Source organism: Georgenia sp. AZ-5 (assembly GCF_043952095.1).
Classification (GTDB): Bacteria; Actinomycetota; Actinomycetes; order Actinomycetales; family Actinomycetaceae; genus Georgenia.
Genome location: NZ_JBINOU010000001.1, coordinates 3,724,490 through 3,744,469, shown reverse-complemented (window position 1 = coordinate 3,744,469; position 19,980 = coordinate 3,724,490). Strand labels below are relative to the sequence as shown.

Here is a 19,980-nt window from a genome sequence, read left to right as displayed (position 1 = left end):
CCGGGGTGCCGTCCCCGCCGCCACCCGCCGGCCGGGCGCCCCTCCCCCAAAGAAAGGGCCCGAAGTTGGAGACCCTCGCGCTGCCGGTCATCGTGGGCGTCGTCGTCGGGCTCGTCGTCGGCACCCTCGGCGGCGGCGGCGGGGTCCTCACCGTGCCGGCCCTCGTCTACCTCCTCGACCAGGACCCCCACGTGGCGGCGGCGAGCTCGCTGGTGATCGTCGGCGCCACGTCCGCCACCTCGCTCCTGCCGCACGTGCGCGCCGGACACGTCCGATGGCGGGAGGGCGCGGTCTTCGCCGTCCTGGCGGTCGCCGCCACCGTCGGCGGCACCATGCTGTCCCTGCTGCTCGACGGCATCGTGCTCATGGCCGGGTTCGCGGCTCTGCTCATGGTGGTCGCGATCCTGATGCTGCGCCGGGCGCGGGGCGGGAACCCAGCGCCCGACGCCCGGCTCTTCCGGCGTCCGGCGTGGCGGCGTGCGCTGCGTGTGGTGCTCTGGGCGGCGGTCGTGGGGCTGCTCACCGGGTTCTTCGGCGTGGGCGGGGGGTTCGCGGTGGTGCCCGCGCTGACGCTGGCGCTGGGGTTCCGCACGCGCGAGGCGGTGGGCACCTCGCTCCTCGTCATCGCGGTCAGCTCGGCGGTCGGCCTGGGGGCCCGCCTCGGCGCCGGTGCGGACGTGGACTGGGCGCTGGTCGCCGCCTTCGCGGCCGCGTCCGTGCTGGCCGGACAGCTCGGCGCGCGCGTCTCCGCACGGGCCCGGCCCCAGGTCCTCACGGCCGCGTTCGCTGTGCTGCTCGCGGCCGTGGGGCTGCTGACGGCGGTCCAGGTGGCCGCGGAGCTGGTGGGGTGACTCCGTCGTGCGACGTGGCCACCTGGGAGGCCGCCGGCGCGCGGCACCTCGCGGTCGCCGGAGGGTCGTCGTCCGGCGACGGCGGCTCAGCCGATGAGCACGGCACCGGGTCCGGCGGCGTCGACGGCGGTCCGCAGCCCCGCCGGCAGGCCGGCGTCGGCCACCGGCAGCCAGGTGGCGTCGTCGCCGGCGTCGCGCAACCAGACCCGCCCGTCCACGGCGACGACCCGGGCGCCCGTGGCGCTCGCCGTCGCCACCGCCCAGTGGCCCACCGCCCAGGCGCGCCGCTCGGGCGCGGCGTCCCGGCCCGGCGGCAGGGAGGTGGCGTCCACCTGCAGCACGCCGGCGGGCAGCACCTGGGAGGAGATCTCGACGAAGTCGCGCTGCAGCCGCGCCTGGATGGTGGCCAGGCGGGCGGGTGGCGTGGCCCCGGCGACCGGGGCGACGGCCGCGCCGTCCCCGCCGGCCGCCGCTGCGCCGTCAGCGGTGGCCTCCTCGACGGGGGCCAGATGGCAGGTCAGGGTCGCGGGGGAGTAGCCCGTCAGGGCCGTGGCGAACGCCCGGCCGCGGGTCTCGTGCTGGGCGTAGGCGTCCGGGAAGCCCGAGCGCTGGACGTCCTGGGCGGCGTCGGTGATCTCCTGGTCCTCCCAGCCCTCGACCGTGACCAGCACGTCGTAGAAGGCGTTGGTGGAGTAGACCGGGTCCATGATCTCCTCCACGGTGCCCCAGCCCTGGGAGGGGCGCTGCTGGAAGAGCCCGACGGAGTCGCGGTCGCCGTAGTCGATGTTGCGCATCTTCGACTCCTGCAGCGCGGTCGCGATCGCGATCGTCACCGCCCGCGCGGGCAGGTCGCGGTGCGCGGCCACGGCCGCGAACAGGGCGGCGTTGTCGGCCTGGTCCGCCTCCAGGGTCTGCTGGGAGCCGTCCTGAAGCGTCACGACGCAGTCGCCCGACGCCGGGGAGGTCACGAGCGCGTTGAGGGCCAGGACCACCGCGGTGATCGCGAGCCCGAGCCCGACGAGGACGGCGACGGCGGTGCCGGCGCAGCCGTGCGCGCGGGCGGACGTGCGCGGGACGGCCCCGGCGCGCCGGCCGGTGCGGGTGCGCCGGGCTCGGCCGGGCCGGGACGCTCGCGGGGGGTGTCTAGGCATGCAGGGCGGCGTTGAGCTCCACCCCGGTGCCCTTGCGCGGGATCGCCTCGACGGCGCCGGAGAGGGAGTTGCGGCGGTAGAGCAGGTTGTCCTGGCCGGACAGCTCGCGGGCGGAGACGACCGGCGGCTCGTCGATCTGCCCCCGCTCCGGGCGCGTGCCGCCGCCGCTCAGCACCGCCACCTTGGTGCCGGCCGTGAGGTACAGGCCCGCCTCGACGACGCAGTCCGCGCCGAGGGAGATCCCCAGGCCGGCGTTGGCGCCGAGCAGCGAGCGCGGCCCGACGGAGATCACCTGCCTGCCGCCGCCCGAGAGGGTGCCCATGATCGACGCGCCGCCGCCGATGTCGGCGCCGTCGTGGACCACGACGCCCTGGGAGACGCGGCCCTCGACCATGGAGCGGCCCAGCGTGCCGGCGTTGAAGTTCACGAAGCCCTCGTGCATGACCGTGGTGCCCGGGGCCAGGTGGGCGCCGAGGCGCACGCGGTCGGCGTCGGCGATGCGCACGCCGGCCGGGACGACGTAGTCGACCATGCGGGGGAACTTGTCCACCCCGTGCACCGTCACGTGGCCGAGCTCGGCGCGCAGGCGCACCCGGGTCGCCTCGAAGCCCTCGACCGCGCACGGCCCGGCGGAGGTCCACACGACGTTGGGGAGCACGCCGAAGACGCCGTCGAGGTTGATGCTGTTCGGCGCGACGAGCGTGTGCGAGAGCAGGTGCAGGCGCAGGTAGGCGTCGGCGGTCGAGGCGGGCGCGGCGTCGAGGTCGATCTCGGTGCGCACGACCGCGATTCGGACCTGGCGGACGGCGTCGGCGCGTTCGGCGCCGGCCAGCCCGGCGGGCGGCTCGGCGCCGTCCGGGGCGGCGCCCAGGGCGGGGGCGGGGTACCAGACGTCGAGGGTGTCGCCGGAGTCGGTGATGGTGGCCAGCCCGAAGGCCCAGGCAGTGCGCTCGGTCATGGCCGACAGCCTAAGGGGCGGGCGCGGGACCCAGCGGGGAGCGCCCGGCGTGTGTGATCAGTTGCGCACCAGGCGCGGGCCGACGGTGCGCGCGCCGAGCGCCGTGACCCGCCGGGACAGCTCACGGTCGGCGGTGGCGACCGCGACGTGCAGGTGCGCCGCGCCGTCCCCGCCGTCGAGCGCCTCGGCCACGGTCGCGACGACGGCGTCGTCGCCGCTGCCCTGGGCCGCGACGACCCGCACGCCGTCGGCGGTCTCGACGCCCCGCGCCTGGCCCTCGGTCACGAGCACGATCTCCGGGTACCAGCGCTGCCCGGGCAGGTTGAGGTCGCCGGCCGGGAGCCCCGCGCCGGCGAGGGCGGCGAGGTGGTCGCGCAGCCGCGTGGTCGCGCCCAGCCGGTCGGCCCACCACCGGTCGGGGCGGGAGCCGACCACGTTCGCGGCGTCGACCACGAGCACCAGGCGCCGCAGCATGGTGCGCAGCTCGGGCAGGGCGGCGGCGAAGGCCGGCAGCAGCTCGTAGCTCTCGAGGTCGGCCAGGGGGACCCAGCGCACCTCCAGGCTCTCCGGGTCGGCCACATGGGGCGTGAACGGGGCCGTGGCCTCGGCCAGGACGGTGGTGTACGCCCAGTCTGGATGCGCGAGCGCCCGCGAGGCCCGCACCCGCAGCGACGCGGGCACCACGCCGGCCTCCTCGGCCGCCTCGCGCACGGCGCCGCGCACCGGCGACTCCCCGTCGCCCAGCGCCCCGCCCGGCAGGCCCCAGGTGCCGCCGTGGTGGGACCACAGCGCGCGGTGCTGGAGGACCAGCTCGGTGCCGGCCGCGCCCCTCCGCCACAGCAGCAGGCCGGCGGCGCCGTTGAGCCCCCAGTGCTGGTTGCCGCAGGCGCACTCCACCCAGCCGTCACCGGGCTGGCGGTGCACCCGGGCGTCGGGTGGGCGGTGCAGGGTCACCGGCCCAGCCTCGCACACCCGGGCCGCGCGGATCGCGCCGCAAGTGGTGCTGGTGTGACTGTGTGCCGGGGCGTCCGCGCAGGTCGCCGTCCGCCGCCACGTCCCATGGGCCCCGCTTGTGGCGCGATCCGCGCGGACGCGGGTGGTGCTGGGCATCGGCTCGCCAGGTCCCTGGCCTCGCTCGCGTGGAGGAGCGTCGGGTCGGAGGGCTTCGGGGGGTCGCGGCGCTGGAGGCCCTCAGACGTTGCCGCGGCGGATGTTGCCCGTCAGGCCTCGTCGTCGAGCGGGTCGATCTGGCAGATGACCGCGCCGGTGGCGACGTTCTGCCCCACGGCGGCGGCCATGCCGTGCACCCGGCCCGCACGGTGGGCGACCAGCGGCTGCTCCATCTTCATGGCCTCGAGCACCACGACCAGGTCCCCCTCGGCGACCAGCTCGCCGTCGGCCACGGCGACCTTGACGATCGTGCCCTGCATGGGGGAGCACAGCGCCGCGCCATTGGTCCCGGCCGAGCCGGCGGAGCGGGCGGCGGCCCGGCGACCGGGCCGGCGGGCGGCGCCGCGCGGCCCGGTGGAGATGCCCAGGCCGGCGGGGATGACCACCTCGAGGCGCTTGCCGGCCACCTCGACGACGACCCGCTCGGTGGCCTCGCCGGCCTCCTCGGCGGGCGCCGGCGCCGGGGCCACCGGGGCGGCCTTGGGCAGCTGGCGCAGCTTCTCGGCGTAGTCGGTCTCGATCCAGGTGGTGTGCACCCGGAAGCTCTCGGGGCCGTCGGCGGCGACGAAGTCGGGCTCGCCGAGCACCGAGCGGTGGAAGGGCAGCACCGTGGGCAGGCCGACGATCTCCGTCTCGCGCAGCACCCGGCGGGCGCGCTCGAGGGCCTGGGTGCGGGTGGCGCCGGTGACGATGATCTTGGCGAGCATGGAGTCGAAGGCGCCGGAGATGGAGTCCCCGGCGACGACGCCGCTGTCCACGCGCACGCCCGGCCCGGACGGCCAGGTGAGCGAAGCGATGGTGCCGGGGGCGGGCATGAAGCCGGCAGCGGGGTCCTCGCCGTTGATGCGCAGCTCGATGGAGTGCCCGCGCGTGGCGACCTGGGTGTAGCCGAGCTCCTCGCCGGCCGCCAGGCGCAGCTGCTCGCGCACCAGGTCGATGCCGGTGACCTCCTCGCTGACCGGGTGCTCGACCTGCAGCCGGGTGTTGACCTCGAGGAAGGAGATGGTGCCGTCCTGGCCGACGAGGAACTCACAGGTGCCGGCGCCGACGTAGCCCGCCTCGCGCAGGATCGCCTGCGAGGCGCGCACCAGCCGGTCCTCCTGCTCGGGGGTGAGGAACGGCGCGGGGGCCTCCTCGACGAGCTTCTGGTGGCGGCGCTGCAGGGAGCAGTCGCGGGTGGAGACGACGACGACGTTGCCGGCCTCGTCGGCCAGGCACTGGGTCTCCACGTGCCGGGGCCGGTCGAGGAAGCGCTCGACGAAGCACTCACCGCGCCCGAAGGCGGCCGTGGCCTCGCGGACGGCGGAGTCGAACAGCTCGGGGATCTCCTCGCGGGTGCGCGCCACCTTCAGGCCGCGGCCGCCGCCGCCGAACGCGGCCTTGATGGCCACGGGCAGCCCGTGCGCGTCGGCGAAGGCGAGCACCTCGTCGGCGTCGGCGACCGGGTCGGGGGTGCCGGGCACCAGCGGCGCCCCCACCTTCTGGGCGATGTGCCGGGCGGTGACCTTGTCGCCGAGGGCGTCGATGGCGGCCGGCGGGGGACCGATCCACACCAGGCCGGCGTCCAGCACGGCCTGGGCGAACGTGGCGTTCTCGGAGAGAAAGCCGTAGCCGGGGTGCACGGCGTCGGCGCCGCTGCGGCGTGCGACGTCGAGCAGCTTGCCGGCGTCGAGATAGGTCTCGGCGGCGCGCTGGCCCTGCAGGCCGTAGGCCTCGTCGCAGAGCTTGACGTGCAGGGCGTCGCGGTCGGAGTCGGCGTAGACCCCGACCGTGGCCAGGCCCGCGTCGGCGCACGCGCGGGCCACCCGGACGGCGATCTCCCCGCGGTTGGCGATGAGCACCTTGGTCAGCCGCCGCGTGCTGCCCGGCTGCCTCGAGGTGCCCGTCATTCCACGCTCCTGGTTCTCGGGCCCGCCGGTGCGGGCTCTTCGGTGCCTGGGCGGCCGGGGGGCCGCGCGGCAGGCGTCGGGTACGCGCGATCGCGCGGCCCGACCGGGCCACGTTAGCGGGGTGTGCCCGGCTGGTCCCACTCCGACCTGCCCGCGCCGCTCAAGTCTGATCATCCTGCCAACGGGCCTCGGCGGCGGTTGTGGGGTCCCGACAACTCTCGGGCGTGCGACGCGTCACATCGCCGGTGTCGTTGTAGCACCGGTACAAACGGAGCGGCTGGGAGGATGGCCGCGTGCCCGAACAGCCCGAGCTCCCGCACCCGATCACCGGCCAGCGCTTCCCCTCGCCGGTGCCGCCCGGCACCGGCTGGCCGGGCGACCCCGCGGGGCCGGGAACGCCCGTCGCCACGAGCGCGGGGGAGGTGGCCGCCCTCGCCGCCACCGCGGCCGACGTCGCCTCCCTCGACGCCCGGGTGTCCGTGTGCCGGGCGTGCCCCCGGCTGGTCGCGTGGCGCGAGGCGGTGGCCACTGCCGGCCGGCGCGCGTCGTTCGCCGACCAGCCGTACTGGGGCCGGCCGGGCCCCGGCTTCGGCGACCCGCGACCCCAGGTGCTCGTCGTCGGCCTGGCGCCGGCCGCCAACGGCACCAACCGCACCGGACGGATGTTCACCGGCGACCGCAGCGGGGACTGGATCTACGCCGCGCTGCACCGGGCCGGCTACACGACCCAGGCGACCAGCCGGGCCAGTGGCGACGGGCTGGAGCTGCGCGGCGTACGCATCGTCGCTGCCGTGCGGTGCGCGCCGCCGGCCAACCGGCCCACCCCGGAGGAACGGGCGACGTGCGGGCAGTGGCTCGACCGCGACCTCGCCCTGGCGGCGCCCGGCCTGCGGTCGATGCTGGCGCTCGGGGCGATAGGGTGGGACGCCGCGCTGGCGAGCGCCCGGCGCCTGGGATGGACGGTGCCCCGCCCCAAGCCGCGGTTCGGTCACGGTGCCCGCGCGGACCTGGTCACGCCCGACGGGCGCCAGGTGCGGCTGCTGGCCAGCTACCACGTGAGCCAGCAGAACACCTTCACCGGGAAGCTGACCGAGGCCATGCTCGACGACGTCATCGCCCGGCTCTGAGCCGGGGCGACCACAGGTCGGTGATCGCCACGCCGAGGTCGGCGAGGAGCTCGCGAAGCAACGGCAGGCTGACGCCGACGACGCCGTGGTAGTCGCCGTCGATGCCGGTGACGAACGGCCCGCCGATCCCGTCGACGGTGAACGCGCCCGCCACCGCGAGCGGCTCCCCCGTGGCGACGTAGGCGTCGATCTCGGCGTCGGTCAGGTCGGCGAAGCGCACGACGGTCGACGACGTCGCCCCCACCTCGGTCGCGTCCCCGGTGCGCATGATCCAGTGCCCGGTGTGCAGGACGCCGGCGCGCCCGCGCATGCGCCGCCAGCGGGCCACGGCGTCGGCCGCGTCGGCCGGCTTGCCGAGCACCTCGGGCCCGCCGGGCCCGTCGAGCTCGAGCATCGAGTCGCATCCGAGGACCAGGTCGGCCTGGCCGGCCTCGGGCGCGCCGGCCCGGACGTCCCGGGCCTTGGCCCGGGCGAGGAGCAGCACCTGCTCCGCGGCTGGGACGGCGCCTCTGCCGCTCCGTGCGGCGTCGTCGGCCGCGGCGGCGAGCAGGGCGGGCTCGTCGACCCCGGAGATGGCCACGAGCGGTTCGATGCCGGCCGAGCGCAGGGTGCTCAGGCGGGCGGGCGAGGCGGAGGCGAGGAGCAGCGTCGTCACGCCGCCAGCCTAGGTAACCGGGCCGCGGTGCCCCGAGGGGTGACCCCTAACTCACCCTGCCGCCCGGTAGGGGTGAAAATTTCCGGGCCGTAACAAGAAGGTTATGGCCGCGAAACATGTCCGTAACGCGGGCTACCTGCGGATATTTCCGAACGGCATTCTTCCGCTTCCCAAAGCGTCCGATATGTGCGCCCTTCACCCCCCGATCTCGGGTGTGCGCGCGACACGTGTCGACGTAGCCTGAATGTCCCGGGCCAGGCCCGGTCAGTGCGGACCAGGGGAAAGATGGGGGTCCATGTCCTACGCGCTGGGCATCGACATCGGCACGAGCTTCGTCGCAGCGTCCGTGGCCCGACAGACCTCCGGGCACGCGACGCCCCCGCAGTCCCTCCACCTCGGCGCTCGCGCCGCCAGCGTGCCGTCGGTTGTCTTCGTCGGCGCCGACGGCCAGGTGCTCGTCGGCGACGCGGCGGAACGGCGCGGCACCGCCGCGCCTGACCGCGTCGTGCGGGAGTTCAAGCGGCGGATCGGTGACCCGGTCCCGGTGATGGTCGGCGACCTCGCCGTCGCGCCGGAGGACATCCTCGCCACGATCGCCCGGTGGGTGGTCGACCGCGCCGGGGAGCAGGAGGGCGCGCCGCCCGACGCGATCGCCGTCGCGCACCCCGCGGGCTGGGGGCCCTACAAGCTCTCCCTCGTGCGTCAGGCGCTCGCCGCGGTCGGTCTCGCCGACGCCGAGCTCATCAACGAGCCGCAGGCGGCCGCCCTGCACTACGCCTCGCAGGAGCGGGTGGACACGGGCGCCACCATCGCCGTGTACGACCTCGGCGGCGGCACCTTCGACGTCGCGCTCCTGCGCAAGACCGGCCCGGACGCCTTCGAGATCCTGGGCCGCCCGGACGGGATCGAGCGCCTCGGCGGCGCCGACTTCGACGAGGCCGTCCTCACGCACGTGGCCGCCAGCGTGGGCGAGCCGCTCGCCCGCCTGGACCCCACGGACCCCGACGACCGCCTCGCCCTGACCCGGCTGCGGCGCGAGTGCACGGAGGCCAAGGAGGCGCTGTCCGACGACGTCGAGGCCAGCGTGCCGGTGCTGGTCCCCGGCGCGCAGGGCCAGGTCCGGATCGTGCGGGCCGAGCTCGAGGCGATGATCGGCCCCGCGGTGCGGGAGACGGTCGGGATGCTCCGGCATGCGCTGGACACCGCGGAGCTGGACCCCGAGGACCTCAGCACCATCCTCCTCATCGGCGGCTCCTCGCGGATCCCACTGGTGGCGCAGGTGCTCTCCGAGGAGCTCGGCCGCCCGATCGCCATCGACGCCGACCCCAAGGCGAGCATCTCCCTCGGTGCGGCGCTGGCCGCTGCCGCGCCCCTGGCCGCGGCGGCCGAAGCATCCCAGGCCCCGACCCTCGTCGCCGTCCCGGGCGGCCAGGTCGCGGCCGATGGCGACGGGCACGACGCCCCCGCAGCCCCGGACGTCGAGGTGGCCGCCTTCGCGCGCGGCCGGACGACGTTCGAGATGCCGCAGCAGCCAGACCATCCCGGACGCCGGGCCGGCAGGCGGGTGGCCGCCGTCGCCGCCGTCGTGGTGGGCCTGACCCTCGGGACGGCGGTGGCCGGCGAGGCGCCGACGGCGATCCAGGAGGCGCTCGACCGCACCTTTCCCCTGAAGGAGCTGCGACAGGGGGCGCCGGGCGCGGCGGCCGCGCAGGCGCCCACCTCCGATGAGACGACCGGCTCGTCGAAGCGCACCTCTGGGGCCGCCGAGCGGGAGGACCGCACGAAGGAGGCCGAGGACCCGACCACCGACGCCCCGCAGAGCACCGGCACGCCCCAGGAGGCGAGCGCCGACGGCGACCTCGCGCCGAGCGGCCCGGCGACCGGGCAGCTGACGGACGGGGCGACGGCGAACGGCGGGACGCCGACCACCAAGCCGTCGTCGCCGAGCGCCGGCCCCACTACCGAGCCGCCGACGACCCCGCCGCCCACCACGGATCCGCCGACACCCACGCCGGAGGCGACGCCGACTCCGTCCCCCGAGCCCACACCCGAGCCGACGCCGACTCCGTCCCCTGAGCCCACACCCGAGCCGACGCACACGATCGACCAGCCGCCGGCGGAGCAGACGCCTCCACCGGACGGCGGCGGGGGCGCGACGGGCGAGCCGACCGGAGGGACCTCGACCGCGCCGTCCGAAGACGGCGCGACCACGTCGTCCGACGGAGCTGCCGGATGAGCCCGGTGGACACCGTGCCGCGCCCCGGAGGGCCGTCGCCGGCCGCACGCAGCGCAGTCGCCGCGCTGCGCAGCCAGGCGGCCGGCCGGCCGGACGAGCGGCTGGTGGTGGACATCACCGGTCCCGGGGGCTCGGGCAAGACCGCGCTGCTCGCCGAGCTCGCCGCCGCGTACCGGTCGGGCGGGCTAGAGGTCCGCGGGGCGCACGACGACCTGCAGGCGCTGCCGGCCAGGTGCGCGGTGCTCGCCGACGACGCCCACGAGCTGGGCGAGGACGCGCTCGACTGGCTGCGGGAGCTCACGGAGTCGGGGGAGGCGCACGTCGTCGTAGCGCACCGCTCCTGGCCGCAGTCCCCGGCGCTGCGGCGGCTGGTCGCCGCGCTGCGCCGCCACCGGGCGCCGGTGGTGCTCGGGCCGCTCGAGCGGCCGGAGGTCTCCGCCCACCTCGCCGCCGCCCTCGGGCGTCCCGTGCCCACCCACCTCGCGGAGGCGTTGGTCGAGCGGACGGGCGGCATGCCCTGGCTGGTGCACCGCACGGTGGCGGCGCTCGGCGACGTCGACGGCGCCCGCTCGCTCCCCGCCGCGGCCGAGGCGCAGGTGGCCGACCAGCTCGGGCACGAGCTCGAGCACCTCGAGCGCGACGTCCGCAGGCTGCTGGCGGCGCTCGCCGTGGGCTACGACCTCTCCGGCCAGGTGCTGCCGCCGGTGCTCCGCGAGGTGGCCACCACGGATGGGCAGGACGCGGCGGACGACCTCGTCGACGCCGCACGCGCCAGCGGCCTGCTCACTGCCAGCGGAGATCTCATCCCCCTCGTGCGCGAGGCGATGCTCCGGACGACGCCGGCTCATCAGCTGCGCGAGCTCCAGCGGTCCCTCGTGGACGCGTTGCTGGCGGAGGGGCAGCCGCTGGACGACGTGGCACGCGTCCTCGCGCGGACGGGGCTGAAGGACCGGCGGGTCGCGCAGACCCTCGAGCGCGCCGCCGACGGCGTGCTGCCGAAGGACCCCGCCCTGGCGGGCGAGCTCTACGACGAGGCCGCCGCTGCCGGCGCCGACGACCTGGCGACCGCCGCCCGCCGGGCCCAGGCCGCCGCGCTCGCCGGCGACCTCGACGCCGCCGGCCGGATCCTGGACGACCTCCTCACCCGCGAGGACGCGCCGGACCTGGCGCGCGCCGTGGACGTGGCGGCCGCGGTGTGGGCGCAGCGCGGGATGCTCGCCCGCAGCGCCGAGGTCTACCGCTGGTTCGGCCCCGCCCGCATCGGGGCGTCGGCCCCGCTGGCGGCCGTCTACATGTACGCCGTCGGGGACCGCGAGGGCGGGGACGCCATGCTCGAGGCCGCCGCCACGCGGGGCACCCCCACGCTGCTCGCCGGCGCGCTGGCCCTGATGGGCCAGGGCGTGCGGGAGTCGCTCGCCGGCTCGCCCACCCGGGCCCTGGCGATGCTCGTGCGCGCCTCGGACATGATGACCGCGACGGGCAGCGCCCTGCCCCTGCCCGACACCCCGGCGGCGCTCGCGGCCCTGGTGGCGCTGGACAGCGGCGACCCCGCGACCGCCGGGACCGTCATCGACGCCGCGATCGAGGGTGGCCAGGGCGGCGCCGCGGCGCGCCCGCGGCTGCTGCTGCTGCGCGCCTGGGTGGCGATGGTGAACGACCGGCCCGACCAGGCCCGTGCCGCCATCGCCGAGGCGACCGCCGGCCGGCCCCTGCACGCACGCGACGACCTGCTGCTGCGCGCCCTGCACGTGGGCCTGGCACGCCGGGCGGACGACGCGGCCGGGCTGACCGTGGCCTGGGCGCGGGCACGGGAGTCCCTCCTGCACCACCCCGTGGACCTCTTCGGCCTGCTGCCGCTGGGGGAGCTGCTGGTCGCGGCGGCTCGCCTGCGCGACCGGGACCGGCTCCAGCCGCACATCGACGAGGCCTGGGCGCTGCTCGCGGGACTCGACGACGCGCCGCTGTGGTCGGTGCCGCTGCACTGGGCCGAGATACGGGCCGCGATCCAGGCCGACAGGCCCGGCGACCTGGCCCCGCACGCCGCCGCGCTCGTGCGCGCGGCGGGCAAGAACCGGCTTGCCGCCGTGCTCGCCAAGGCCGGACGCGCATGGGTCACGGTGCTCGCCGAGCGCTTCGACCCTGCCACGGTGGAGTCCGCCGCGCGCGGGCTCGCCGCGGTGGGGCACACCTGGGACGGCTCGCGCCTGGCGGGGCACGCCGCGGCGCGCGCCGCCGACCGCAAGGACATGGCGCGGCTGCTGGCGTGCGCCCGCGACCTGCACCCCGGCCGCTCCGCCGAGCCGCTGGAGCCGGCGGAGTCCGCGGCCCGCACGCCCGACGAGGCAGGCGCCGACGTCTCGGGCCTCAGCGCCCGCGAGCGCGAGGTCGCCCGGCTGGTGCTGGCGGGGAAGACCTACCGCGAGATCGGGGAGACGATCTACATCTCGCCGCGTACCGCCGAGCACCACATCGCCCGGATCCGGCGGCGGCTGGGCGCCACCACTCGCTCCGAGCTCCTCGACCGGCTGCGTGTCGCACTCGGTCAGGAAGAGGACCTGACCTTCAACTGATGTGGAACGGCCTGCGGCACCGGCCAGCGGCCATCCGGGTCCCACCGGCGTTCTCGGCGCGAAGGGGTGTGCGGCGCCGAACCAGGGGGCCGCGGGGAGCGGCAAGAGCGCGCCGCAGGCCGGGGACCTGTGAAGTCGCCCCGATCAGGCGGGGGATCGGCGTCCCCAAACCCCTCTTCCCCCCTATACCGGGCCCGTCCGGTCCCCCTCACCCCCTCACCCCGGAGGGTGAGAAGGGCAGTGGTCCGGACCCCCTTAGGGGCCGCTCGGGCGGGGAGGGGGCCCCGATGTGGGGCCCTCCCCCCTCGCCATACGTTCGTTGACGAGTCGGGTTAACCCGCCCGGCGTGATCTTCGACGACGAGGACCGACCATGACTTCCATTCCCAGCATGTTGCTCGAGTTCATCATGAACCTCCTCCAGGACCCGAAGGCCGCCGAGGACTTCCGGGACGACCCGCACGGCACGCTCGAGGCCGCCGGCCTCGGCGGGATCTGCGGCGCGGACGTGGACGCCGTGATGCCGGTGGTGCTCGACCGGTCCCCGATCTCCTTCGACCGGGACTACGAGACCGGCGGCAACGTCTCCGGCGGGCGCGACCACCGCCCGGACTACGACCGGCCTGACCGCGACAAGCCCGACTACGACAAGCCCGACCGCGACAAGCCCGGCCACGACCACGACAAGCCGGGCCACGGCCACGACAAGCCCGGCCACGACCACGACGACGACCACGACCACGCGGTGCAGCAGCTGCACTACGTGCTGAACAAGTACTCCTACACGTCCACCGTGGACGACCGCGACACGATCGTGGACCAGTCGGTGAACCAGAACATCTGGGCCAACGGCGACGTCACCCAGTACTTCGACAACGAGCTGACCCTGGCCTCGGGCGACGGCGCGATCGCTGCCGGCGGCGACGTCGACGCCTCGACGACGGACAACTCCGACCACTCCACCAACGTGGACATCGAGGACTCGGAGTTCAACATCGGCAACACCGACGTGCACGTCGACGACTCGTTCAACAAGGAGACCGACGTCGACATCGAGGACTCCTTCAACGACGACCACTCGGACAACTCCGACCACTCCACCAACCTCGACCTAGAGGTGGACGACTCCTTCAACGACAACTCCGACAACTCCGTGGACAACTCGGTGGACGTCGAGGACTCCTTCAACAAGGAGGTCGAGGTCGAGGACTCCTTCAACAAGGACGTCGACATCGACGACTCCTTCAACGAGAAGCACACCGACATCGACTACACGGACAACTCGGACAACTCCGTGACCGAGACCGACGTGGAGATCGAGGACTCCTTCAACAAGGACCAGTCGACCAACGTCGACGTCGAGCTGGAGGAGTCCTTCAACCAGGACAACTCCACCAACGTCGAGAAGGACGTGGACGTGGACGTGGAGGACTCGTTCAACGACAACTCCACCAACACCGAGACCGACGTCGACGTGGAGGACTCCTTCAACGACAACGAGCTCGAGGCCTGATGGGCGCCGGGACGGCAATCCCGGCTGCTGTCCCGGCCCGCCCCCATCCCCGGCGTCCCCGCGGGTCGAAACCCCTATCTGACGCCTGAGCGCAGGGGACACAACCCCGATGTGACCCCGGTCACGGCACCCATAGTTTCGGAACCAGCCGGGGCGGCCCTCCACCCGGCACCCACAACCCCAAGGACGAGGAAGACGAGATGACCACCATCGCGAACGAGCTGCTCGACTTCATCCTGAAGCTGCTGAAGGACGACGAGGCGGCGGAGAAGTTCAAGAAGGACCCCGAGGGGTCGCTGAAGGAGCACGGCCTGGACAAGGTCGGCAAGGACGACGTCGACGCCGTCATGCCGGTGATCCTGGACCGCGCGCCGATCTCCTTCGACCGCGAGTACGACACCGGGGGCAACTACTCGGGCGGCCGCGACCACGACGGCGGCTGGGGCGGCTGGGGCTACGGCGGCGGCCGGGACGACGACGACCACGGCCACGGCGGTGGGCGCGACAAGGACGACGACCACGGCCACGGCGGTGGGCGCGGCCGGGACGACGACGACGACAAGGGCCACGGCCACGGTGGGGGCCGCGACGACGACGGGGACGACCACAGCCACGCGGTGCAGCAGCTGCACTACGTGCTGAACCACTACTCGTACACGTCCACCGTGGACGACCGCGACACGATCGTGGACCAGTCGACGAACCAGAACATCTGGGCCAACGGCGACGTGACCCAGGTCTTCGACAACGAGGCCGTCATCGCCTCGGGCGACGAGGCGATCGCTGCCGGCGGCGACGTCGACGCCTCGACGACGGACAACTCCGACCACTCCACCAACGTGGACATCGAGGACTCGGAGTTCAACATCGGCAACACCGACGTGCACGTCGACGACTCGTTCAACGAGGAGACCGACGTCGACATCGAGGACTCCTTCAACGACGACCACTCGGACAACTCCGACCACTCGACGAACCTCGACGTGGACCTGGAGGACTCCTTCAACGACAACTCCGACAACTCCGTGGACAACTCGGTGGACGTCGAGGACTCCTTCAACAAGGAGGTCGAGGTCGAGGACTCCTTCAACAAGGACGTCGACATCGACGACTCCTTCAACGAGAAGCACACCGACATCGACTACACGGACAACTCGGACAACTCCGTGACCGAGACCGACGTGGAGATCGAGGACTCGTTCAACACGGACCAGTCGACGAACCTCGACCTGGAGGTGGACGAGTCCTTCAACGAGGACAACTCCACCAACGTCGAGAAGGACGTGGACGTGGACGTGGAGGACTCTTTCAACGACAACTCCACCAACACCGAGACCGACGTCGACGTGGAGGACTCCTTCAACGACAACGAGGTCGACCTCGCCTGACGCAGGTCGCGCGACGCAGGAGGGCCCGGCGCGGGGAAGCACCCCCGCGCCGGGCCCCTGTGTGGTGTCATGGTCGGACCCGGGCCGAGGAGGACCCATGGTGGATCTGGTCAAGCTGGTCGGACGTGGGATGGAGCTGACGGACGCGGCCCGGCGGCCCGACCTGCTCCAGCGGTTGCGCGGCACACGCCAGCGCCTGCTCGACCCGAACATCCGGGTGCTCGTGGTCGGCGAGTTCAAGCAGGGCAAGAGCCAGCTCATCAACGCCCTCGTCAACGCACCGGTGTGCCCGGTGGACGATGACGTCGCCACCTCGGTGCCCACCGTGGTCAAGCACGGCGACCCGCCCTCCGCCGTCGTGCTGGTCCCCACCTCCGACGGCACGGGCGAGGGGGAACCGTCCTTCGAGCGGCGGCCGGTGCCCATCGACCAGCTCGCCGCGCAGGTCTCCGAGGCGGGCAACCCCGGCAACTCCCGCCGGCTGCTCGCCGCCGAGGTCGGGCTGCCGCGCAAGCTCCTCGACGGCGGGCTCGCCATCGTCGACACCCCCGGCGTCGGTGGCCTCAGCTCCGCGCACGGGCTCACCACGCTGACCGCCCTGCCCACGGCGGACGCCATGCTGCTCGTCTCCGACGCCTCCCAGGAGTACACCGAGCCGGAGATCCACTTCCTGCGCCAGGCGATGCGGGTGTGCCCCAACGTGGCGTGCGTGCTGACCAAGACCGACCTGTACCCGCACTGGCGGCGCGTGGCCGACCTCGACCGCGCGCACCTGGACCAGGTGGGCAAGGAGATCCCGCTGTTCCCCGTCTCCTCCACCCTGCGGCTCACCGCGGCGCAGCTCGGGGACGCCGAGCTCAACGCCGAGTCCGGCTTCCCCGAGCTCGTGGCGTACCTGCGCCGCGACATCGTCGGCCAGGCCGCCCGGCTCTCGCGGCGCTCCGTGGCCAACGACCTGCTCTCCACCACCGAGCACCTGCGCCTGTCGCTGCAGTCCGAGCTCTCGGCCCTGCAGGACCCGGAGAGCACCCCGCAGATGCTCGCCGGCCTGGAGACCGCCCGCCAGCAGGCCGACGAGCGGCGCAAGCGCTCCGCCAAGTGGCAGACGACCCTGAACGACGGCGTCACCGACCTCATCTCGGACATGGAGTACGACCTGCGCGACCGCATGCGCGCGATCCAGCGCGACGCCGAGCAGGCCATCGACGCCGGAGATCCGGGGCCGGTGTGGGACCAGTTCGCCGTCTGGTTGGAGCAGCGCGTCGCCGCGGCCGTCTCGGACACCTTCATCTGGACGAACGAGCGGGCCCAGTGGCTGGCCGGGCAGGTGGCCGACCACTTCGCCCAGGCGGGGGACGTGAGCGTGCCCGAGCTCCAGGTGGCCGACACCCAGAACGTGCTCGACGCGGTCGTGCCCGTGGAGGACCTCGACCCGGGCAACCTCGGCGTGGGGCAGAAGGTCCTCATCGGCATGCGCGGCTCCTACGGCGGCGTGCTCATGTTCGGCCTGCTCACCGGCATCATCGGGATGTCGCTGGTGAACCCCATCTCGGTGGGCGCCGGCGCGCTGCTGGGCGCCAAGGCCTACAAGGACGACAAGGAGGCCCGGCTCAAGCGGCGCCAGGCCGACGCGAAGAGCATCGTGCGCCGCCAGATCGACGAGGTGGTCTTCCAGGTCGGCAAGCAGCTGAAGGACCGGCTGCGGCTGGTGCAGCGGGCCATCCGCGACCACTTCACCGACATCGCGGAGGAGTACCACCGCTCCCTGCAGGAGTCGGTGCTCATGGCGCAGAAGGCGGCCACCGTGCTGGCGTCCGAGCGTGACGCCCGCATCCGCCAGATCACCTCCGAGCTCGCCGCCGTGGCCGACCTGCGCAAGCGCGCGGCGGCCCTGGACGATCCCGGGCAGGACGACGGCGCGGCGAACCGTCCCCAGCCGGCCCGCCGGGCCCCGGGCGGCGGCACGGCGGCGCCCAGCAGGCTGGCGGCCCCGACCCGGCCGGCGTCGCCGACCGAGCCGGCTGCCCCGACCCGGCCGGCTGCGCCGACCGAGCCGGCTGCCCCGACCCGGCCCGCTGCCCCGACCCGGCCGGCTGCCCCGACCCGGCCCGCCGCGCCCACGGGTCCCGCGACGGGCACCACGGCGCCGGCGGGGCGCCCATGACCTCCACCGCGGAGGCGGCCGCCGCGCTGGTGCGCGAGGCGCTCGGCGTCTACGCCGACGACGCCGCCGCGCGACCGCTCCTGGAGCAGTACGCCCGGCGGCTGGAGGAGCCGCTGCGCGTCGCCGTCGCCGGGAAGGTCAAGGCCGGGAAGTCGACCCTGCTCAACGCCGTCATCGGCGAGGAGATCGCGCCCACCGACACGGGCGAGTGCACCCGGGTGGTCACCTGGTACCGCTACGCCCGCACCCCGCGGGTGACGCTGCACCCGCACGACGGCGACCCACGGCCGCTGCCGGTGCGGCGCGTGGACGGGCGGCTGCGGCTGGACCTCGGCGGGACCCCGGCGGAGGACGTCGCCCGCCTGGTGGTGGACTGGCCCTCGGCCCGCCTGCGCGACCTGACCCTGATCGACACGCCCGGCATCGCGTCCCTCTCCCAGGACGTCTCCGCGCGCACCACCGCGTTCCTCACCCCCGAGGACACGCCCTCCCAGGCAGACGCCGTCGTGTACCTGCTGCGCCACCTCCACGCCTCGGACGTGCGCTTCCTGGAGTCCTTCCGGGACACCGTCGCCGCCCGGTCCGGCACGGTCAACGTGCTCGGGGTGCTCTCGCGGGCGGACGAGATCGGGGCCGGGCGCATCGACGCCCTGCTCTCCGCCCGGGACATCGCCCGCCGGTACCGCGAGGACGGCACGCTGCGCACCCTGGCGCTGGACGTGGTGCCCATCGCCGGGCTGCTCGCCCAGTCCGCGCGCACGCTGCGCGAGTCCGAGTACGCGGCGCTGCGCCGGCTGGCCGCGCTGGACCGGGCGGCGCGGGAGCGGATGCTCGTCTCCGCCGACCGGTTCACCCGCCCCGACTCCCCGCTGGACCTGCCGGAGGAGGCCCGGGCCGCGCTGGTGGAGCGCTTCGGCCTGTTCGGGATCCGGCTCGCCGTGGCGCTGCTGCGCGGCGGCATCGCGGACTCCACCGCCCTGGCCCACGAGCTCGCCCGGCGCAGCGGCCTGGAGGAGCTGGTGCGCCTGCTGGCCGTGCAGTTCGAGGCCCGCGCGGCGGCCCTGAAGGCCCGGACGGTGCTGCTCGGCGTCGAGCGGCTGGTGCGCGAGCGCCCCCGCCCGGGGGCCGAGCCGCTCCTCGGCGGGCTGGAGCGCATCGCCGCCGGCGCGCACGAGTTCCGGGAGCTGCGGCTGCTCGCCGCCGTGCGCACCGAGGGGCTGGCCGTGCCGCCGGAGCTGGCGCGCGAGGCGGAGCGGCTGCTCGGCGCCCGTGGCACCGACCCCGCGCACCGGCTCGGGCTGCCCGACGGCGCGGGCCCCGAGCAGGTGCGCGACGCCGCGCGCGCGGCCCTGGCCAGGTGGCGCACGGTCGGGGAGAGCCCGCTGACCACGCGGGCGACGGCGGAGGCGTGCCAGGTGCTGGTGCGCAGCTGCGAGGCGCTGCTCGCGGGCGCGACGCCCCGCGCGCGGCTGGTGCTAGGACCGGAGCCAGGCGCCGACCTTGGGCAGGCACGCGGCGACGAACGCCGCGCAGGCTAGGAGCAGCTGGCCGATCAGCAGCCAGCGCACCGCCGCGCCGTCGGCGCCGGGCGCGGCCAGGAACTCCTGGACCACCACCGTGACCACGGCGTGCACCACCGTGACGACGAACAGCGCCACCCGGGCCCACCCGCGCCGGCGCACCAGCGCCCGCAGGAACAGCAGCTCGAGGAGGATGAGCAGCCCGATGGCGCCGAGGCTGCCGTAGAGCACCATGCTCGCCGCCGCCTCGACGACGTCGGTTCCCCGCCCGGGGTCGAGGTCGGCGATGCGCGTCTGGAGTGACTCGAGCTGCGCCTCGCGCCCGAGGTAGGCCACGGCCGCGGCCACCAGGCCGGCCACGAAGCTGAGGATCCACAGCGTGCGGGCCGCCTTGAGCGGGCCCGGCTGCTCGGGCGACAGCGGCTCGATGGGCGGCGGTGTGGTGTCCGACATGACGGGCCGCACCGGCTGCTGGCCGATGCGCAGCTTTGCCGGCTCCTGCTGGCCGGCGGGCGCGCCGCCGTCGGGCTGCGCCGGCGCGCCCGTCCCGGGCCGGGTCCTCAGCGGCGCGGTGTCGTGCCGGTCTCCCTCCGGCGGAGCGGCCTCCCGGCCCTGCCCCGGGCCGTCCGGCGCGTCGGCAGGCCGGCCCGGCACGCCGTCGATGTCCGCGGGGCCCGGCGCCCGGTGACGTCCTGACGGCGGCTTCGCCGCCCCCTGCTGCTCGGCCATGCGGGCAATCTATCCGCCTCGCGGCGCGGGCGCGTCCGGTTCGCCGCGGCGCCGGGCGGC

14 protein-coding genes are annotated in these 19,980 nt (G+C 75.0%); 8 read left to right on the top strand and 6 right to left on the bottom strand.

The window, feature by feature from the left end; genetic code table 11:
- Positions 1 to 65: 65 nt before the first annotated feature.
- On the top strand, positions 66 to 851 hold the full coding sequence (locus ACF0H8_RS17375) for a sulfite exporter TauE/SafE family protein (protein WP_395290135.1): 786 nt from the start codon (positions 66 to 68) through the stop codon (positions 849 to 851).
- An 86-nt stretch (positions 852 to 937) separates the two neighbouring features.
- Here the strand turns inward: ACF0H8_RS17375 and ACF0H8_RS17370 are convergent, their stop codons facing one another.
- From ACF0H8_RS17370 to ACF0H8_RS17355, 4 genes are all read right to left on the bottom strand, one after another.
- Positions 938 to 2,002, bottom strand: coding sequence for a hypothetical protein (locus ACF0H8_RS17370; protein ID WP_395290134.1), 1,065 nt, complete (start codon positions 2,000 to 2,002; stop codon positions 938 to 940).
- Entirely contained in the window at positions 1,995 to 2,960 is a 966-nt protein-coding gene (dapD, locus tag ACF0H8_RS17365) for a 2,3,4,5-tetrahydropyridine-2,6-dicarboxylate N-succinyltransferase (RefSeq protein ID WP_395290133.1), read from the bottom strand. Before dapD ends, ACF0H8_RS17370 begins: the two co-directional genes overlap by 8 nt.
- 57 nt (positions 2,961 to 3,017) lie before the next feature.
- On the bottom strand, positions 3,018 to 3,914 hold the full coding sequence (locus ACF0H8_RS17360) for an NUDIX hydrolase (protein ID WP_395290132.1): 897 nt from the start codon (positions 3,912 to 3,914) through the stop codon (positions 3,018 to 3,020).
- A 266-nt stretch (positions 3,915 to 4,180) separates the two neighbouring features.
- On the bottom strand, positions 4,181 to 6,019 hold the full coding sequence (locus ACF0H8_RS17355; protein WP_395290131.1) for an acetyl/propionyl/methylcrotonyl-CoA carboxylase subunit alpha: 1,839 nt from the start codon (positions 6,017 to 6,019) through the stop codon (positions 4,181 to 4,183).
- 293 nt (positions 6,020 to 6,312) lie between these two features.
- Here ACF0H8_RS17355 and ACF0H8_RS17350 point away from each other — a divergent pair, with 293 nt between their 5' ends.
- Positions 6,313 to 7,146 carry a uracil-DNA glycosylase gene (locus ACF0H8_RS17350; RefSeq protein ID WP_395290130.1) on the top strand — a complete coding sequence of 278 codons (834 nt, stop codon included), beginning with the start codon at positions 6,313 to 6,315 and terminating at the stop codon, positions 7,144 to 7,146.
- Here ACF0H8_RS17350 and ACF0H8_RS17345 read toward each other — a convergent pair.
- The gene (locus ACF0H8_RS17345) at positions 7,130 to 7,801 is read right to left on the bottom strand and encodes a Maf family protein (RefSeq protein ID WP_395290129.1); all 672 of its coding nucleotides are present in this window, start codon (positions 7,799 to 7,801) and stop codon (positions 7,130 to 7,132) included. The genes ACF0H8_RS17350 and ACF0H8_RS17345 overlap by 17 nt on opposite strands.
- Positions 7,802 to 8,096: 295 nt before the next feature.
- On the opposite strand from ACF0H8_RS17345, the gene ACF0H8_RS17340 reads away from it, so the two are divergent.
- The 6 genes from ACF0H8_RS17340 (at position 8,097) to ACF0H8_RS17315 (ending at position 19,209) form a co-directional block, all read left to right on the top strand.
- Positions 8,097 to 10,037 carry an Hsp70 family protein gene (locus tag ACF0H8_RS17340; protein WP_395290128.1) on the top strand — a complete coding sequence of 647 codons (1,941 nt, stop codon included), beginning with the start codon at positions 8,097 to 8,099 and terminating at the stop codon, positions 10,035 to 10,037.
- Positions 10,034 to 12,607, top strand: coding sequence for a LuxR C-terminal-related transcriptional regulator (locus ACF0H8_RS17335; protein ID WP_395290127.1), 2,574 nt, complete (start codon positions 10,034 to 10,036; stop codon positions 12,605 to 12,607). Before ACF0H8_RS17340 ends, ACF0H8_RS17335 begins: the two co-directional genes overlap by 4 nt.
- A gap of 372 nt (positions 12,608 to 12,979) precedes the next feature.
- The gene (locus tag ACF0H8_RS17330) at positions 12,980 to 14,119 is read left to right on the top strand and encodes an IniB N-terminal domain-containing protein (RefSeq protein ID WP_395290126.1); all 1,140 of its coding nucleotides are present in this window, start codon (positions 12,980 to 12,982) and stop codon (positions 14,117 to 14,119) included.
- Positions 14,120 to 14,319: 200 nt separating this feature from the next.
- Positions 14,320 to 15,507 (top strand): IniB N-terminal domain-containing protein, encoded by a 1,188-nt coding sequence (locus ACF0H8_RS17325; protein WP_395290125.1) that lies wholly within the window; start codon positions 14,320 to 14,322, stop codon positions 15,505 to 15,507.
- Between the two features lie 97 nt (positions 15,508 to 15,604).
- Positions 15,605 to 17,671: a dynamin family protein gene (locus ACF0H8_RS17320; protein WP_395290124.1), complete on the top strand. Its 2,067-nt coding sequence runs from the start codon at positions 15,605 to 15,607 to the stop codon at positions 17,669 to 17,671.
- Positions 17,668 to 19,209, top strand: coding sequence for a dynamin family protein (locus tag ACF0H8_RS17315; protein ID WP_395290123.1), 1,542 nt, complete (start codon positions 17,668 to 17,670; stop codon positions 19,207 to 19,209). Before ACF0H8_RS17320 ends, ACF0H8_RS17315 begins: the two co-directional genes overlap by 4 nt.
- On the opposite strand, the gene ACF0H8_RS17310 is transcribed toward ACF0H8_RS17315, so the two are convergent.
- The gene (locus tag ACF0H8_RS17310; RefSeq protein WP_395290122.1) at positions 19,147 to 19,920 is read right to left on the bottom strand and encodes a hypothetical protein; all 774 of its coding nucleotides are present in this window, start codon (positions 19,918 to 19,920) and stop codon (positions 19,147 to 19,149) included. The genes ACF0H8_RS17315 and ACF0H8_RS17310 overlap by 63 nt on opposite strands.
- Positions 19,921 to 19,980: the final 60 nt, after the last annotated feature.

Excerpts from the sequence above, each read along its gene's own strand:
- ACF0H8_RS17310 (WP_395290122.1), bottom strand. The coding sequence starts at position 19,920 with ATGGCCGAGCAGCAGGGGGCGGCGAAGCCGCCGTCAGGACGTCACCGG.
- ACF0H8_RS17355 (WP_395290131.1), bottom strand. The coding sequence starts at position 6,019 with ATGACGGGCACCTCGAGGCAGCCGGGCAGCACGCGGCGGCTGACCAAG.
- ACF0H8_RS17315 (WP_395290123.1), top strand. The coding sequence starts at position 17,668 with ATGACCTCCACCGCGGAGGCGGCCGCCGCGCTGGTGCGCGAGGCGCTC.
- dapD (WP_395290133.1), bottom strand. The coding sequence starts at position 2,960 with ATGACCGAGCGCACTGCCTGGGCCTTCGGGCTGGCCACCATCACCGAC.
- ACF0H8_RS17335 (WP_395290127.1), top strand. The coding sequence starts at position 10,034 with ATGAGCCCGGTGGACACCGTGCCGCGCCCCGGAGGGCCGTCGCCGGCC.
- ACF0H8_RS17320 (WP_395290124.1), top strand. The coding sequence starts at position 15,605 with ATGGTGGATCTGGTCAAGCTGGTCGGACGTGGGATGGAGCTGACGGAC.
- ACF0H8_RS17340 (WP_395290128.1), top strand. The coding sequence starts at position 8,097 with ATGTCCTACGCGCTGGGCATCGACATCGGCACGAGCTTCGTCGCAGCG.
- ACF0H8_RS17370 (WP_395290134.1), bottom strand. The coding sequence starts at position 2,002 with ATGCCTAGACACCCCCCGCGAGCGTCCCGGCCCGGCCGAGCCCGGCGC.
- ACF0H8_RS17325 (WP_395290125.1), top strand. The coding sequence starts at position 14,320 with ATGACCACCATCGCGAACGAGCTGCTCGACTTCATCCTGAAGCTGCTG.
- ACF0H8_RS17330 (WP_395290126.1), top strand. The coding sequence starts at position 12,980 with ATGACTTCCATTCCCAGCATGTTGCTCGAGTTCATCATGAACCTCCTC.